Annotated in this window: 12 protein-coding genes; 6 read left to right on the top strand and 6 right to left on the bottom strand. The window is 67.4% G+C overall.

The features are described 5' to 3' along the window. The first annotated feature begins 22 nt into the window (after positions 1–22). From AC5Y4H_RS01770 to AC5Y4H_RS01760, 3 genes are all read left to right on the top strand, one after another. Entirely contained in the window at positions 23–1,120 is a 1,098-nt protein-coding gene (locus AC5Y4H_RS01770) for an acyl-CoA dehydrogenase family protein (RefSeq protein ID WP_499978004.1), read from the top strand. Positions 1,121–1,125: 5 nt separating this feature from the next. Continuing rightward, a complete protein-coding gene (fadD17, locus tag AC5Y4H_RS01765; RefSeq protein ID WP_499978003.1) occupies positions 1,126–2,637 on the top strand; it encodes a long-chain-fatty-acid--CoA ligase FadD17 in 1,512 nt (503 codons plus the stop codon). Positions 2,638–2,715: 78 nt separating this feature from the next. Further along, the gene (locus tag AC5Y4H_RS01760) at positions 2,716–3,429 is read left to right on the top strand and encodes a hypothetical protein (RefSeq protein ID WP_499978001.1); all 714 of its coding nucleotides are present in this window, start codon (positions 2,716–2,718) and stop codon (positions 3,427–3,429) included. On the opposite strand, the gene AC5Y4H_RS01755 is transcribed toward AC5Y4H_RS01760, so the two are convergent. From AC5Y4H_RS01755 to AC5Y4H_RS01740, 4 genes are read right to left on the bottom strand one after another with little or no spacing between them, the layout of a single operon-like run. Next, positions 3,415–4,965 carry an acetolactate synthase large subunit gene (locus AC5Y4H_RS01755; protein WP_499977999.1) on the bottom strand — a complete coding sequence of 517 codons (1,551 nt, stop codon included), beginning with the start codon at positions 4,963–4,965 and terminating at the stop codon, positions 3,415–3,417. The two genes, AC5Y4H_RS01760 and AC5Y4H_RS01755, sit on opposite strands and share 15 nt — an antisense overlap. Beyond that, on the bottom strand, positions 4,962–5,789 hold the full coding sequence (locus AC5Y4H_RS01750; RefSeq protein WP_499977996.1) for an amidohydrolase family protein: 828 nt from the start codon (positions 5,787–5,789) through the stop codon (positions 4,962–4,964). Before AC5Y4H_RS01750 ends, AC5Y4H_RS01755 begins: the two co-directional genes overlap by 4 nt. A 39-nt stretch (positions 5,790–5,828) precedes the next feature. Beyond that, positions 5,829–6,596, bottom strand: a complete 768-nt coding sequence (locus tag AC5Y4H_RS01745; protein ID WP_499977993.1) for a fructosamine kinase family protein — start codon at positions 6,594–6,596, stop codon at positions 5,829–5,831. Between the two features lie 28 nt (positions 6,597–6,624). Beyond that, complete coding sequence (locus tag AC5Y4H_RS01740; RefSeq protein WP_499977991.1) at positions 6,625–8,277, bottom strand: acyl-CoA synthetase; 1,653 nt, start codon at positions 8,275–8,277, stop codon at positions 6,625–6,627. 34 nt (positions 8,278–8,311) lie between these two features. Here AC5Y4H_RS01740 and AC5Y4H_RS01735 point away from each other — a divergent pair, with 34 nt between their 5' ends. Together AC5Y4H_RS01735 and AC5Y4H_RS01730 are read left to right on the top strand one after the other, a co-directional pair. Further along, positions 8,312–9,175 carry a crotonase/enoyl-CoA hydratase family protein gene (locus AC5Y4H_RS01735; RefSeq protein ID WP_499977988.1) on the top strand — a complete coding sequence of 288 codons (864 nt, stop codon included), beginning with the start codon at positions 8,312–8,314 and terminating at the stop codon, positions 9,173–9,175. Positions 9,176–9,288: 113 nt separating this feature from the next. After that, a complete protein-coding gene (locus AC5Y4H_RS01730) occupies positions 9,289–10,179 on the top strand; it encodes a type IV toxin-antitoxin system AbiEi family antitoxin (RefSeq protein ID WP_499977986.1) in 891 nt (296 codons plus the stop codon). 19 nt (positions 10,180–10,198) lie between these two features. On the opposite strand, the gene AC5Y4H_RS01725 is transcribed toward AC5Y4H_RS01730, so the two are convergent. Further along, the gene (locus AC5Y4H_RS01725; RefSeq protein WP_499977984.1) at positions 10,199–11,422 is read right to left on the bottom strand and encodes a cytochrome P450; all 1,224 of its coding nucleotides are present in this window, start codon (positions 11,420–11,422) and stop codon (positions 10,199–10,201) included. A 42-nt stretch (positions 11,423–11,464) separates the two neighbouring features. Here AC5Y4H_RS01725 and AC5Y4H_RS01720 point away from each other — a divergent pair, with 42 nt between their 5' ends. Further along, on the top strand, positions 11,465–12,187 hold the full coding sequence (locus AC5Y4H_RS01720) for an acetoacetate decarboxylase family protein (protein ID WP_499977982.1): 723 nt from the start codon (positions 11,465–11,467) through the stop codon (positions 12,185–12,187). Between the two features lie 179 nt (positions 12,188–12,366). Here the strand turns inward: AC5Y4H_RS01720 and AC5Y4H_RS01715 are convergent, their stop codons facing one another. Then, the gene (locus AC5Y4H_RS01715; protein WP_499977980.1) at positions 12,367–13,398 is read right to left on the bottom strand and encodes an LLM class F420-dependent oxidoreductase; all 1,032 of its coding nucleotides are present in this window, start codon (positions 13,396–13,398) and stop codon (positions 12,367–12,369) included. Positions 13,399–13,441: the final 43 nt, after the last annotated feature.

Below are 13,441 nucleotides of genomic sequence, written 5' to 3'. Positions count from 1 at the left end.
CGTAATAGAAGGACGGACGTTCATGGATTTCACCACAACCGAAGCGGCCAACGACCTCGGCAACCTGGTCAACACCATCGTGGACTCGGTATGCACCCCCGAACACCAGCGTGACCTCGACGGGCTCGATCAACGATTCGATCGCGACCTGTGGCGGAAGCTGATCGACGCCGGCATCCTGTCCAGCGCGTCGGCCTCATCGCTGGGCGGCGACGGCTTCGGGGCACTCGAGCAGATCGCGATCCTCGTCGCGCTGGGCCGCCAGCTGGCTGCGGTGCCCTACCTGGAGTCGGTGGTGCTGGGCGCCGGAGCGCTGGCCCGGTTCGGCTCCGAAGAGCTGCAACAGAGCTGGGGTGTGCCGGCGGTCAACGGGGAGAAAACGCTCAGCGTCGCCCTCGACGGCGAGATGGGCGATGGTCCCGTGCAGGCGGCCGGCGCCGGCGCCGGCTACCGGCTGACCGGAACCCGCACCCAGGTCGGCTTCGGTCCGGTGGCCGACGCGTTCCTGGTTCCCGCGGAGACGGAGTCCGGCACCGCGGTTTTCCTGGTCGCCGCCGACGACCCCGGCGTCACGGTGGCCGCATTGGAAACCACCGGCCTGGGCAGCGTCGGCCATCTCGCGCTGGACGGGACCCAGGTGGACGAAGGCCGCAAGGTCGGCGGCGCCGAGGTCGTGACGTGGCTCGGCACCCTGGGCACCTTGGGCCGCAGCGCTTTCCAGCTCGGCGTGCTCGAGCGTGGCCTGCAGATGACGGCCGAATACGCGCGCGAGCGTGAGCAGTTCGACCGTCCGATCGGCAGCTTCCAGGCCGTGTCGCAGCGCCTGGCCGACGGCTACATCGACGTCAAAGGCCTGCGGCTCACGCTCACGCAGGCGGCCTGGCGAGTCTCGGAGGACATTCCGGCCGAGATCGACGTTGCCAGCGCGGCGTTCTGGGCGGCGGATGCCGGCCACCGGGTGGCGCACACCATCGTGCACGTGCACGGCGGCGTCGGCGTCGACACCGACCACCCCGCGCACCGCTACTTCCTGGCCGCCAAGGAAATCGAGTTCGCCCTGGGCGGCGCCACCGGACAGCTGCGCCGGATCGGCCGGGAGCTGGCCGAGACGCCCGCTTAGGCGCAATGGAACTCACCGACGACCTGACGGTCACCAAGCTGCTGGCGCCGCTGACCGAGATCGACGATCGGGGTATCTACTTCGAGGACGCGTTCACCAGCTGGCGCGATCACCTGCGGCACGGTGCCGCTGTCGCCGCGGTGTTGCGTGCGCGGCTCGACCCCGGCCGACCGCCGCATGTCGGCGTGCTGTTGGAGAACACGCCGTTCTTCTCGGCGATGCTGGTGGCGGCGGGACTGTCGGGGATCGTGCCGGTGGGCCTCAACCCGGTGCGCCGCGGCGAGGCGTTGCGGCGCGACATCGCCCGGGCCGATTGCCAATTGGTGCTGGCCGACTCGAAATCGTCTGAGACGCTGGGCGACATCGAGCACCTGAATTCCGACTCGCCCGAGTGGGCCGACGAAGTCGCGGGCCACCGCAACGCTCCGATCTCCTTTCAGGCGGCCCTGCCGTCGGATCTTTTCATGTTGATCTTCACCTCGGGCACCAGCGGCGAGCCGAAGGCGGTCAAATGCAGCCACGGCAAGGTCGCGATCGCGGGCGTGACGATGACGCAGCGGTTCGGACTGGGCAGTGACGACGTCTGCTACGTATCGATGCCGCTGTTCCATTCCAACGCGGTGCTGGTCGGCTGGGCGGTGGCGGCGGCCTGCCAGGGCTCAATGGCGTTGCGGCGCAAGTTTTCCGCCTCGAACTTCATCGTCGACGTGCGTCGGTACGGTGCCACCTACGCGAATTACGTGGGCAAGCCCCTGTCGTATGTGCTCGCCACGCCGGAGCAGCCCGACGATGCGGACAACCCGCTTCGCGCGGTCTACGGCAATGAGGGCGTGCCCGAAGACATCGAGCGCTTCGGACGCAGGTTCGGGTGTGTCGTGCAGGACGGGTTCGGCTCCACCGAAGGCGGCGTGGCCATCGCGCGCACACCCGATACGCCGGCGGGTTCACTGGGTCCGCTTCCGGAGGGCGTCGACATCATCGACCCCGAGACCGGCTCGTCCTGCCCGCCGGGTGTGGTCGGCGAACTGGTCAACACCGCGGGGCCGGGGCGATTCGAGGGCTACTACAACGACGTGACGGCGGAGGCCGAGCGGATGGCAGGCGGGGTGTACCACAGTGGTGACCTGGCCTACCGCGACGACGCCGGCTACGCGTACTTCGCTGGGCGCTTGGGTGATTGGATGCGCGTCGACGGCGAGAACCTCGGCGCCGCTCCCATCGAACGGGTGTTGCTGCGCCACCCCGACGTCACCGAGGTCGCGGTCTACCCGGTGCCGGACCCGGTCGTCGGCGACCAGGTGATGGCCGCCCTGGTGCTGGCGCCGGGCACCGAGTTCGACGACGACGAGTTCCGTGCGTTCCTGGCCGGGCAGCCCGACCTGGGACCCAAACAATGGCCGGCGTACGTGCGGATCAGCGCCGAACTCCCGCGGACGGTGACCTTCAAGGTGCTGAAGCGGCAGCTGGCCGCTCAGGGCGTCGACTGCGCCGACCCGGTGTGGAAGATCCGCCGTTGACTTGCCGCCCTAGCGGTAAACTCAGCGCTTGATGAAAATCCGCGAAGTGGTCGCCGGTTCGGCCGTGGAATCCAGGGCATGACCGCACGGCCTCTCGAACTCGCGCTGGAAGCGAGCTTCGAACAGCTCTCCGCCGCGGTCCCCGCAAATGTCGGCGTCGCGATCGCGCGCCCGGACAGAACGTTCTCGCTGGGCAGCTGGTGGTCGGGCGTGGCGTGGTCGACGATCAAGGTGCCCCTGGCGATAGCGGCGCTGCGCAACGATTGGCTGGGCGCGCGCGATTTGGCCGTGAAAGCCATCACCGAATCCGACAATCGCGCCTCCGAGCAGTTGTGGTCGCAATTGGGCGAACCGATGGACGCCGCGCGGCGTGTTCAGGTCGTGGTGGCCGAGGGCGGCGACACCGCGACCGTGGTCGAATCACGACGGCTTCGCCGTGGGTTCACCGCTTTCGGCCAAACCGAGTGGAGCCTGCAGCGGCAAGCGCGGTTCGCCGCGGAGCTGTCGGGCATCCAGGACGCCGTCGAGGTCATCGACCTGATGCAACGCCTGGTCGCCGGCGATCAGTGGGGGCTGGCGGCGAAAGGCCTTGCCGCGAAGGGCGGTTGGGGACCCGGCGTACATGGTGGGTACCTGGTCCGCCAATTCGGCATTGTTCCCACCCCATCCGGCCAGTGGGGCGTGGCACTCGCGGCGGACGCGGACGACGGCACTTTCGAGACGGGCGTCGACGTAATCAATACGCTGACGGACTGGCTGCTGAGCCGACTGCCGACGTTAGCCCGTTATTGACGGCACCACGGCGTCGATCAGATGCGGCCCGGGTTCGGCGAATGCGGCGCGCAGCGCATCGGCCAACTCCTCGGCGGTGGTGACGCGCCGCGCCGGCACCCCCATGCCCTCGCTGATCTTTACGAAATCCATTGTGGGGTCTGATAGATCGAGCAGCGCGAGCGCTTCGGGCCCGGGGGTCGACCCGGCGCCTACGCGTTGCAGCTCGATCCGGAGGATGTCGTAAGCGCTGTTGTTGTACACCACGGTCGTCACGTTGAGATTCTCGCGAGCCTGGGTCCACAGTCCCGAGATCGTGTACATCGCTGAGCCATCGGATTCCAGGCACAGCACCGGACGATGCGGGGCGGCCACCGCGGCGCCGACCGCCGCCGGGATGCCGTAGCCGATCGCGCCGCCGGTGAGGGTCAGCCAGTCGTGCGCCGGCGCCCCGGCGGTCGCCCCCGCAAGTAACACGCCCGAGGTGTTCGACTCGTCGACCACGATCGCGGCTTCGGGCAGCAGCGCCCCGATCACGTCGGCGGCCGAGGTGGAGGTCAGTGCGCCGGTCGGCAGCTGGGGACGTGATGCGGGCGCCACCGGCGCCTCGGTACCGGGCGCGACCTGGTCGGCCAGGGCGATCAAAGCATCTGCGGCGCCGCTGTATTCGGCGAGCACGTGCACCTCGCAGCCGGCCGGAACCAGGTCGCTGGGCATGTTGGGATAGGCGAAGAACGACACCGGTGATTTGGCGCCGGCGAGCACCAGGTGCTTGGCGCCGTTCAGTTGAGCGGTGGCGGCCTCGGCGAAATACGCGAGCCGGTCGACCGCGGGGACGCCGGCGCCGCGCTCCAGCCGGGTCGGAAAGGTTTCGCACAGCACGCGGGCGCCCGTCGCCTCCGCAATGCGTGTGGCCGCCGCCAGTCCGGCGTGGCGGGTGGCGTCGCCGCCCACCATGATCACCGTGGGCTCCCCGGAGCGAAGCACCTCCAGCACCTCGGGCGCCAGGAGCGGATCGGCGCCCGTCGGTTGTGCCTCCAGGTTGGAGAACAATTGGGCCCCGTCCGACCACGACACGTCGGCGGGCAGGATCAGCGTTGAGATCTGCGAACCCCACCGGCTGGCCGCGATGCCCTCGACCGCGTCGGCGGAGACCTGGGAGGCGTCAGTGGTCCGGCGCACCCAGCCCGAAACGGTACCGGCGAGCGCGTCGATATCGGATTCCAATGGGGCATCGTACTTTTTGTGATACGTGGCGTGGTCGCCGACAACCACCACCATCGGCACCCGCGCGCGGCGCGCGTTGTGCAGGTTGGCCAGGCCGTTGCCCAGCCCGGGGCCCAAGTGCAGCAGCACCGCGGCGGGACGATCGGCGATGCGCGCATAGCCGTCCGCCGCGCCGGTGGCGACGCCTTCGAACAACGCCAACACGCCCCGCATGCGCGGAACAGCGTCCAGTGCGGCGACGAAGTGCATCTCCGACGTGCCCGGATTGGCGAAACACACGTCGACCCCGCCGTCGACCAGGGTGTTGATCAGGGCCTGGGCACCGTTCACTTCATTGCCTCCAGTCGGAAAACTCGTTCGGCGTTGCCGCGCAGGAAATCTCGGCGAGCCTCGTCGGACAGCCCGAGTTCGTCCAGCCCTGCCAGCGCGTGTTCGTGGGTGATCATCGGATAATTGGTGCCGAACAACACTTTTCGCTGCCCGGTACCGGTCTTCATGAATCGGACGAGTTCGGCCGGCAACCGCTTGATCGTGTACGCCGAGGTGTCGATGTAGACGTTCTCGTGCTTGCGGGCCACCGCGACCATCTCCTCAGTCCAGGGGTACCCGACGTGGCCGCAGACGATCACCAACTCCGGGAAGTCGAGTGCCACCTGGTCGATGTACGGAATCGGTCGGCCGGTCTCCGACGGGCGCAACGGACCGGTATGACCGACCTGGGTACAAAACGGCACCCCGGATTCAACGCATTGGGCGAACAGCGGATAGTAGCGACGATCGGTGGGCGGGGCGTTCCACAACCACGGCACCACCCGCAGGCCGACGAATCCGCCGTCGGCCATCCGGCGCCGTAGCTCCCGGACGGCTTCCATCGGGCGGTCCAGGTCGACGGCGGCCAGGCCGGCGAGCCGGTGGGGATGCGCGGCAATCCATTGCGCCACCTCATCGTTGGAGACCAGGTCCTGTCCGCCCGGGCCGCGCCAGGCGCTGAGCACGCCCAGTTCCACGCCGGCGGCGTCCATCGAGGCCAGGGTCGCCTCGATCGGAATGTCGGTCTCGGGGATCGTCCCGCCCGTCCAGCGCCGCAGGGATGCGAGCATGTCGCTGCGCAGAAACCGGGCAGTCGGATGCTGCATCCAGACATCGACCGTCATGCGATTGGACTCTAGACCGACCCCGGAGGCCCGCCGTGGTCAGCTGGTCAGCGCCGCGCGGGCGCAGGCGTGCGTCTGCTGCGCGTACCCGCCGCCGAACAACACGACGTGCGCCAGCAGCGGGAAGAGTTGGTGCAGGCCGGTGCGCTCGCGCCAGCCGGCCCGTAGCGGTCGCACCTGCTGGTAGGCGCCGACGACGGCGTCGTAATGCGGACAGCCGAACAGCGCGAGCATCGCCAGGTCGGCCTCGCGGTGGCCGGCGTGCGCGGCCGGGTCGATGAGCACCACACCGTCGGGTGTCCACATCACGTTGCCGCTCCACAGGTCGCCGTGCAGCCGGGCCGGGCGGTCGTCGTCGTCGAAATCACCCGCACGGCAACGGGCCGCGACGGAGTCGACGGCGTCGCGCGTGGCGGCGTCGAGCCGCGGGGCGGCGAGTTCGGCCATCGGGCCCAGCCGTTCCTCGGCGTAGAACTCGCCCCAGCTGTGGTGCCGGCGCAGCGACATCGGCAAGGGCTGCGACAGCGGCCCGAAAAAGCCCGGTCCGTCCCAGCCGTCCGGCCCGACGCCGAACGCGGGGGCGCCGGCGTCGTGCGTGACGGCCAGCCGGCCGCCGAACGTGCGCGCGGCCTCGGGGCTCGGGGGGACGGACTCCAGGCGCCGCAAGGTCAGGCTGGCGTCATCGACGGACACGACCTGCGCGCACGGCACACCACCTTCGGCGGCGGAAAGCCATTGCAGCCCTGCGGCTTCCCAGGCGAAGAAGCCGTCGGGCGCGCCCGCCCGCTGCTTGACGAAGTCGCTCACACCGCGCGGGCCCAGCGCCGTAAACGAATCACGCAGTGGCGTGGGCGGCGTGCACGTCGTCGGCCGGGCGGGCCTCGGTCTGTTCCTTGGCCCACCGGTAGTCGGGCTTGCCCGCGGGCGAGCGCTTGACCTCGTCGACCAGCCACAGGCTGCGGGGCACCTTGTATCCCGCGATTTCGGAGCGCACGAAGCTGTCCAGATCGGACAGCGCGGGCCGGGCGCCGGGCCGGGGCTGGACGACGGCGGCGACGTGCTGCCCGTACCGGGGGTCGGGCACGCCGACCACCAGCGCGTCGAAGACGTCGGGGTGGCCCTTGAGCGCGGCCTCGACCTCCTCGGGGTAGATCTTTTCGCCGCCGCTGTTGATCGACACCGAGCCGCGGCCCAACATCGTTACCGTGCCGTCCTCCTCGACCGTCGCGAAGTCACCGGGGATGGCGTACCGAACGCCGTTGAACGTCTTGAACGTCTCGGCGGTCTTCTTCTCGTCCTTGTAATAGCCGACCGGGATGTTGCCCTTCTTCGCGATGAAGCCGCGCACACCGGAGCCGGGCTTGACCTCATTGCCGTCCTCGTCGAGGACGACGGTGCGGTGGTCGATCGTCACGCGCGGGCCGCCGGCGTGCGGCGCGTCCTTGGCGACGATGCTGGTGCCGCCGAATCCGGTCTCCGAAGATCCGATGGAGTCGGTGATGACCCGGTTGGGTAGCAGCTCGAGGAACTTCTCCTTGATGCTCGGCGAGAACAGCGCCGCGGTGGAGGCGAGCAGGAACAGCGACGACAGGTCGTACTCGTTGCCCTCGTCCTGGTGGGCCAGCAGCGCGTCGAGCAGCGGACGGGCCATCGCGTCGCCGGTGAAGAACAGCAGGTTCACCTTGTGTTCGTCGATGGTGCGCCACACCTCGTCGGCGTTGAATTCCGGTGCCAGCACGGTGGTTTGACCGGAGAAGATCGACATCCAGGTGGCCGACTGCGTGGCGCCGTGGATCATCGGCGGAATCGGGTGGCGGACCATCGGCGGGTTGGCCGCGGCGGCCTTGGCCAGGTCATATTCGTCCTTGACGAATTCGCCTGTGGCGAAGTCGGTTCCACCGAACAGCACCCGGTAGATGTCCTCATGGCGCCACATCACGCCTTTGGGAAAGCCCGTCGTGCCACCCGTATAGAGCAGGTAGATGTCGTCGGCGCTGCGCTCGCCGAAGTCGCGCTCCGGCGAGCTCTGCGCGATCGCCGAGTAGAACTCGACGCCGCCGTAGCGGCCGAAGTCGTTGTCGCTGCCGTCCTCGACGACCAGGATCGTCTTGACGTCGGGCGTATCGGGCAACACGTTGGCCACCCGGTCGGAGTACTGGCGCTCGTGCACCAGTGCGACCATGTCGGAGTTCTCGAACAGGTAGCGCAGCTCGCCCTCGACGTAGCGGTAGTTGACGTTGACCAGGATGGCGCCCGCTTTGACGATGCCGAGCATCGCGATGACGATCTCGATGCGGTTACGGCAATACAGTCCGACCTTGTCGTCCTTTTTCACCCCCTGCTCCATCAGGTAGTGAGCCAGGCGGTTGGCCTTCTCCTCTAGCTGGGCATAGGTCAACTTCTCGTCGCCGCAGATCAGGGCGACACGGTCGGGCACAGCGTCGATGGCGTGCTCTGCAAGGTCGGCAATATTCAAGGCCACGGCCACCAAATTAGAACGTGTTACATTTCGAGGCAAGCTCATGCCCATCGTCGAGGGAAAGGCGGTTGCCGTGACCGTGGAGAATGCCGGAACCCCAGCAAACACAGAGAACGGGGAAACCGGGCCCGACGCGCTGGTGGAACAGCGTGGTCACACCCTCATCGTGACCATGAATCGGCCGCACCGCCGCAACGCTTTGAGCACGGAAATGATGGAAATCATGGTCCAGGCCTGGGACCGCGTCGACAACGACGACGACATCCGCGTCTGCATCCTGACCGGCGCCGGTGGCTACTTCTGCGCGGGAATGGACCTCAAGACGGCAACTCAGAAGCCGCCAGGTGAGTCGTTCAAGGACGGCAGCTACGACCCGTCGCGAATCGACGCTTTGCTCAAAGGCCGGAGGCTGAAGAAGCCGCTGATCGCCGCCGTCGAAGGTCCGGCCATCGCCGGGGGCACCGAGATCCTGCAGGGGACCGACATCCGGGTCGCGGGTGAGAGCGCCAAATTCGGCATTTCCGAGGCCAAGTGGAGCCTGTATCCGATGGGCGGCTCCGCGGTCCGCCTGGTGCGCCAGATCCCCTACACCGTGGCCTGCGACCTGCTGCTGACCGGACGGCACATCACCGCCGCCGAAGCCAAGGACATGGGCCTGATCGGCCATGTCGTCCCCGACGGGCAGGCGCTGAGCAAGGCCCTCGAGATCGCGGAGGTCATCGAGAACAACGGACCTTTAGCCGTGCAGGCGATCCTCAAGACGATCCGCGAGACCGAAGGGATGCACGAGGAAGAGGCCTTCAAACCGGACACCGCCAACGGCATCCCGGTGTTCCTCTCCGAGGACTCCAAGGAAGGCCCTCGGGCGTTCGCCGAGAAGCGCAAGCCCCACTTCAAAAACCGCTAGGCGTCTGGCGCTTCCCTGCGCCGAGCGTGCACTCAGAGCGAGTTTTCGGCCGATTTTTCGCACTTGAGTGCACATTGGGCGCTCGTGTCGGTGCTCGACGGCACACTCCCCCCATGGGGGAGCCCTTCATCGGCAGCGAGGCGGTCGCATCCGGCCTTGTAACGAAGTACGCGCTGCGCAGCCGGTTTCACGCCGTCCATCCCGACGTCTACGTACCGGCCGGCACGGCGATCACCGCGAACTTGCGCGCCCATGCGGCGTGGCTGTGGTCCCGACGGCGCGGCGTCGTCGCCGGCCTTTCCGCGTCGGCGCTGCACGGTGCCAAATGGATTGACCACCGCGCGTCGGCCGAGTTACTCCACGACTACCGCCGTCCGCCTCGCGGCATACGCACCTGGTCGGACCGTCTTACCGAGGATGAGGTACAGACCGTCAGCGGGATCCCCGTGACGACGCCCGGGCGCACGGCTCTTGATATTGCTTGCCGCCATCCCGTCGGAAAAGCTGTTGCGGCCATCGATGCACTCGCTCGCGCAACGGATCTCAAAATGGTCGACGTCGAGACGCTCGCCGATCGCTATCGGGGACGGCGCGGCATCAGGCGTGCCCGTGTCGCGCTGTCACTCGTCGACCCCGGAGCCGAGTCGCCTCGCGAGACGTGGCTGCGCTTGCTGCTCATCGATGCCGGCTACCCACACCCGAGCACGCAGATTCCCGTCTACGGCGATTACGGAGAGCTGGTTGCCGTGCTTGATATGGGTTGGGAGAACGTCAAATTGGCCGTCGAGTACGACGGCGATCACCACCGGTCTGACCGACGGCAATTCAACAAAGACATTCGACGTGCGGAATCACTCGCGGAGATGGGCTGGACCCTCGTACGAGTTACCGCGGAGGACACGGCAGGTGGCGTCATCGCTCGGGTGTCCGCGGCCTGGGCGCACCGAACGTGCATTGAGCGCGAGAAATTAGGCGAAACCTCGCCCCGAGTGCACGCTCGGTGAAAGCGAGCCCAAGCTCGGATCAGCTCAGCAGCGGGGCGCTCGGGGTGAACACCACCGGCATCGCTTCCAGCCCGCTGACGAAGTTCGCCGGCCGCAGCGGCAAAGTCGAGTCGTCATCCGCCAGCCTGAGATCGGGGAGCCGCTTGAGCACCCGCTCGGTCATCATCGACAGCTCCAGGCGGGCCAGCTGGTTCCCCAGGCAGAAGTGCGTACCAAAGCCGAAAGCCATGTGGCTGTTCGGGTTACGACGAATGTCGAATTCGTCCGGCTCGTCGAAAACCGACTCGTCGAAGTTGCCCGACTCGAACAGCAGCATGATCTTTTCGCCCTCACGCAGCGAGGTGCCGTGGAATTCGGTGTCGGCGGTCAGGGTTCGGCACATGTTCTTCACCGGCGATGTCCAGCGCAGCATCTCCTCGATGGCGCCGGGCAGCAGCGAGGGGTCGCGCACCAGGGCGTCCCACTGGTCGCGGTGGCGCACCAGCTGCTCTGTCCCGCCGCTCAACGTGTGGCGGGTGGTTTCGTCGCCGCCGATCAGGATGAGCAGTGTCTCCATGACGATCTCGTCGTCGGACATCCGCTGGCCCTCCACTTCCGCGTTCACCAGAATGGAGAACAGGTCGTCGTTGGGCTCGGCTCGCCGCTTGGCGATGATGTCCATGGTGAACGCCGTGTAGGCGGCGAAGGCGTTCATCACGCTCTGGGCCACTTCCGATTCCGGGTCGATGTGCGAGCTCAGCCCGCAGACCAGGTCGTCGGACCATTTCAACAGCATGCCGCGTTCGGAGGGCAGGACGCCCAGCATGTCGCCGATCACCGCCATCGGCAGCGGGGCGGCGATGTCGCGGACGAAGTCGCATTCGCCGCGCTCACACACCGCGTCGATCAGGGTGTCGCACAAGGTGGCGATGGACGGTTCCTTTTCCTTCACCCGCTTGCGGGTGAAACCCGCGTTGACGAGCTTGCGCCGCACCAGATGTGCGGGATCGTCCATGTCGATCATGTACGGCATGCCGGGTTGGTCGGGACGGATGCCGCCGGTGCTGGAGAACAGTTCCGGATTGCGTTCGGCGTCGAGGATGGCTTGATAAGTGGTGGCACCGGCCAACCCATTGCAATCACGAAACACCGGCTGGTTGGCCCGCATCCAGCGGTAGGCTTCCCGCGAGGTGCGACGGTCGGCGAAAAAGTTCCCGTCGGTCAGGTCGATGTTCGAGATTGCTTCCGGGATGGTCGAAGTCATCTACAGCCTCCAGATATTGACGAGCGGATTACAGTTACCGACATGCCTGAGTCACAACACGTCGTTGCGGGGACAGTCCTCACGATGCCGGTGCGGATACGAAAAGCGGACGTGCACACCGCGATGTTCTCGGTGGGTGCGCAAGCGGCGCAACGCCTTATCGATTACAGCGGTCTGCAAGTCTGCCAGCACCGCCCCGGCCGGGCGGTGGTGAACCTGATGCTGGCGCGCTACATCGACGGCGATCTGGGGCAGTACCACGAATTCGGCACCGCCGTCATGGTCAACCCGCCCGGCTCGACGGCGCGAGGCTGGCGGGCACTGGGCGATGCGGCCGCCTTCATCCACCATCTGCCCGTCGACCAGAGTTTCACCCTGGAGGCTGGGCGCTCGATCTGGGGATTCCCGAAGATCATGGCGGACTTCACCGTTCGCGAGCAGGGCCGGTTCGGATTCGACGTCAGCGCCGAGGGCGCGCACATCGCGGGCATCGACTTCGCCCGCGGATTGCCGGTGCCCTCGATGTTCGCGTCGCGGCCGCGAGTGCTCAAGACCTACACCTTCGCCGACGGCACCACCCGGGAAGTCCCCTGGGAAATGCGGGTGCGTGGGCTGCGCGGCCGGCTCGGCGGGGCGACGTTGCGATTGGGCGATCACGCCTACGCCAAGGAGTTGGCGTCGCTGGGCCTGCCAAGGCGGGCGATGGTCTCTGGATCCGTCGGCCACGTCGAGATGACCTTCGGCGACGCCCACCCGATCGGCTGACCGGCCGGCCCGGCGTCCATCGCCCGGTTCCTCATCGCAGTGCGCGTCCCCCTCGCCACTTCGCGGCTGGGGGCGCCCACACGGCAGCGTCGTCGGGCGTGTCATCCGGTCAATCTAGAACGCGTTCTAACAACCTGGCAAGAAGATTAGAACGTGTTCTAATTTTGGTCGCGTAAGTGTCAGACCAGGGTCGCCAGCTCGCGGACCTGCTCTGTACTGCGGCCGGACACCACCATCATGGTGACGCCGGCGGCCTCCCAGGCCTTGATCTGCTTACGCACGTAGTCAACGTCGCCGACGATCGCGGCGTCATCGATCACCTCGTCGGGGATGATTTCCGCCGCCTTGTCCTTCTGGTTGCTGCGGAACAGCTTGGTCACGTCGTCGACCACCTCGGAGTAGCCCATCCGGCGGTAGACGTCGGCGTGGAAGTTGGTGTCTTCGGCGCCCATGCCGCCCATATAGAGCGCGATGTAGGGCTTCATCGCCGCGAAGGCGGCGCTGCGGTCGTCGGTGATGACGATGTTGGCCGTCGCACAGATCTCGAAGTCCTCCCGGCTGCGGCGTGCGCCCGGACGGGCGAAGCCCTCGTCCAGCCACTCGTTGTAGGTGTCGGCCATGCGCGGCGTGTAGAAGATCGGCAGCCAGCCGTCGCAGATCTCGGCGGCCAGCGCCACGTTCTTCGGCCCCTCGGCGCCCAGCATGATCGGGATGTCGGCCCGCAGCGGATGAGTGATGGGCTTGAGCGGCTTGCCCAGACCCGTTGCGCGCTCACCGGTCAACGGCAGCGGGTAGTGCGGGCCGGCGCTGGTCACCGGCGCCTCGCGCGCCCACACCTGCCGGATGATGTCGATGTATTCACGGGTCCGGGCCAACGGCTTGGAGAACGACTGGCCGTACCAGCCCTCGACCACCTGCGGGCCGGAGACGCCGAGGCCGAGGACGTGCCGCCCGCCGGACAGGTGGTCGAGCGTCAAAGCCGCCATCGCGCAGGCCGTCGGGGTGCGGGCGGACAGCTGGACCACCGAAGTGCCCAGCCGCACCCGGGACGTCGACGAACCCAGCCAGGCCAGCGGCGTGTACGCGTCCGAACCCCAAGCCTCGGCGGTGAAGACGGCGTCGAATCCGGCCGCCTCGGCCGCGGCGACGAGTTCACCGTGGTTCTGCGGCGGCTGAGCGCCCCAATATCCCAGCTGTAATCCCAGCTTCATCGTGCTAGCCCTTCCGGTGGTCGACCCGATGTTGAATCGTTTC

Source organism: Mycobacterium sp. NGS58 (genome assembly GCF_059812385.1).
The sequence above is the reverse complement of the archived record's forward strand: the minus strand, read 5'-3'. Positions and strand labels throughout refer to the sequence as shown.

Excerpts from the sequence above, each read along its gene's own strand:
- AC5Y4H_RS01735 (WP_499977988.1), top strand. The coding sequence starts at position 8,312 with ATGCCCATCGTCGAGGGAAAGGCGGTTGCCGTGACCGTGGAGAATGCC.
- fadD17 (WP_499978003.1), top strand. The coding sequence starts at position 1,126 with ATGGAACTCACCGACGACCTGACGGTCACCAAGCTGCTGGCGCCGCTG.
- AC5Y4H_RS01750 (WP_499977996.1), bottom strand. The coding sequence starts at position 5,789 with ATGACGGTCGATGTCTGGATGCAGCATCCGACTGCCCGGTTTCTGCGC.
- AC5Y4H_RS01725 (WP_499977984.1), bottom strand. The coding sequence starts at position 11,422 with ATGACTTCGACCATCCCGGAAGCAATCTCGAACATCGACCTGACCGAC.
- AC5Y4H_RS01760 (WP_499978001.1), top strand. The coding sequence starts at position 2,716 with ATGACCGCACGGCCTCTCGAACTCGCGCTGGAAGCGAGCTTCGAACAG.
- AC5Y4H_RS01730 (WP_499977986.1), top strand. The coding sequence starts at position 9,289 with ATGGGGGAGCCCTTCATCGGCAGCGAGGCGGTCGCATCCGGCCTTGTA.
- AC5Y4H_RS01715 (WP_499977980.1), bottom strand. The coding sequence starts at position 13,398 with ATGAAGCTGGGATTACAGCTGGGATATTGGGGCGCTCAGCCGCCGCAG.
- AC5Y4H_RS01770 (WP_499978004.1), top strand. The coding sequence starts at position 23 with ATGGATTTCACCACAACCGAAGCGGCCAACGACCTCGGCAACCTGGTC.
- AC5Y4H_RS01720 (WP_499977982.1), top strand. The coding sequence starts at position 11,465 with ATGCCTGAGTCACAACACGTCGTTGCGGGGACAGTCCTCACGATGCCG.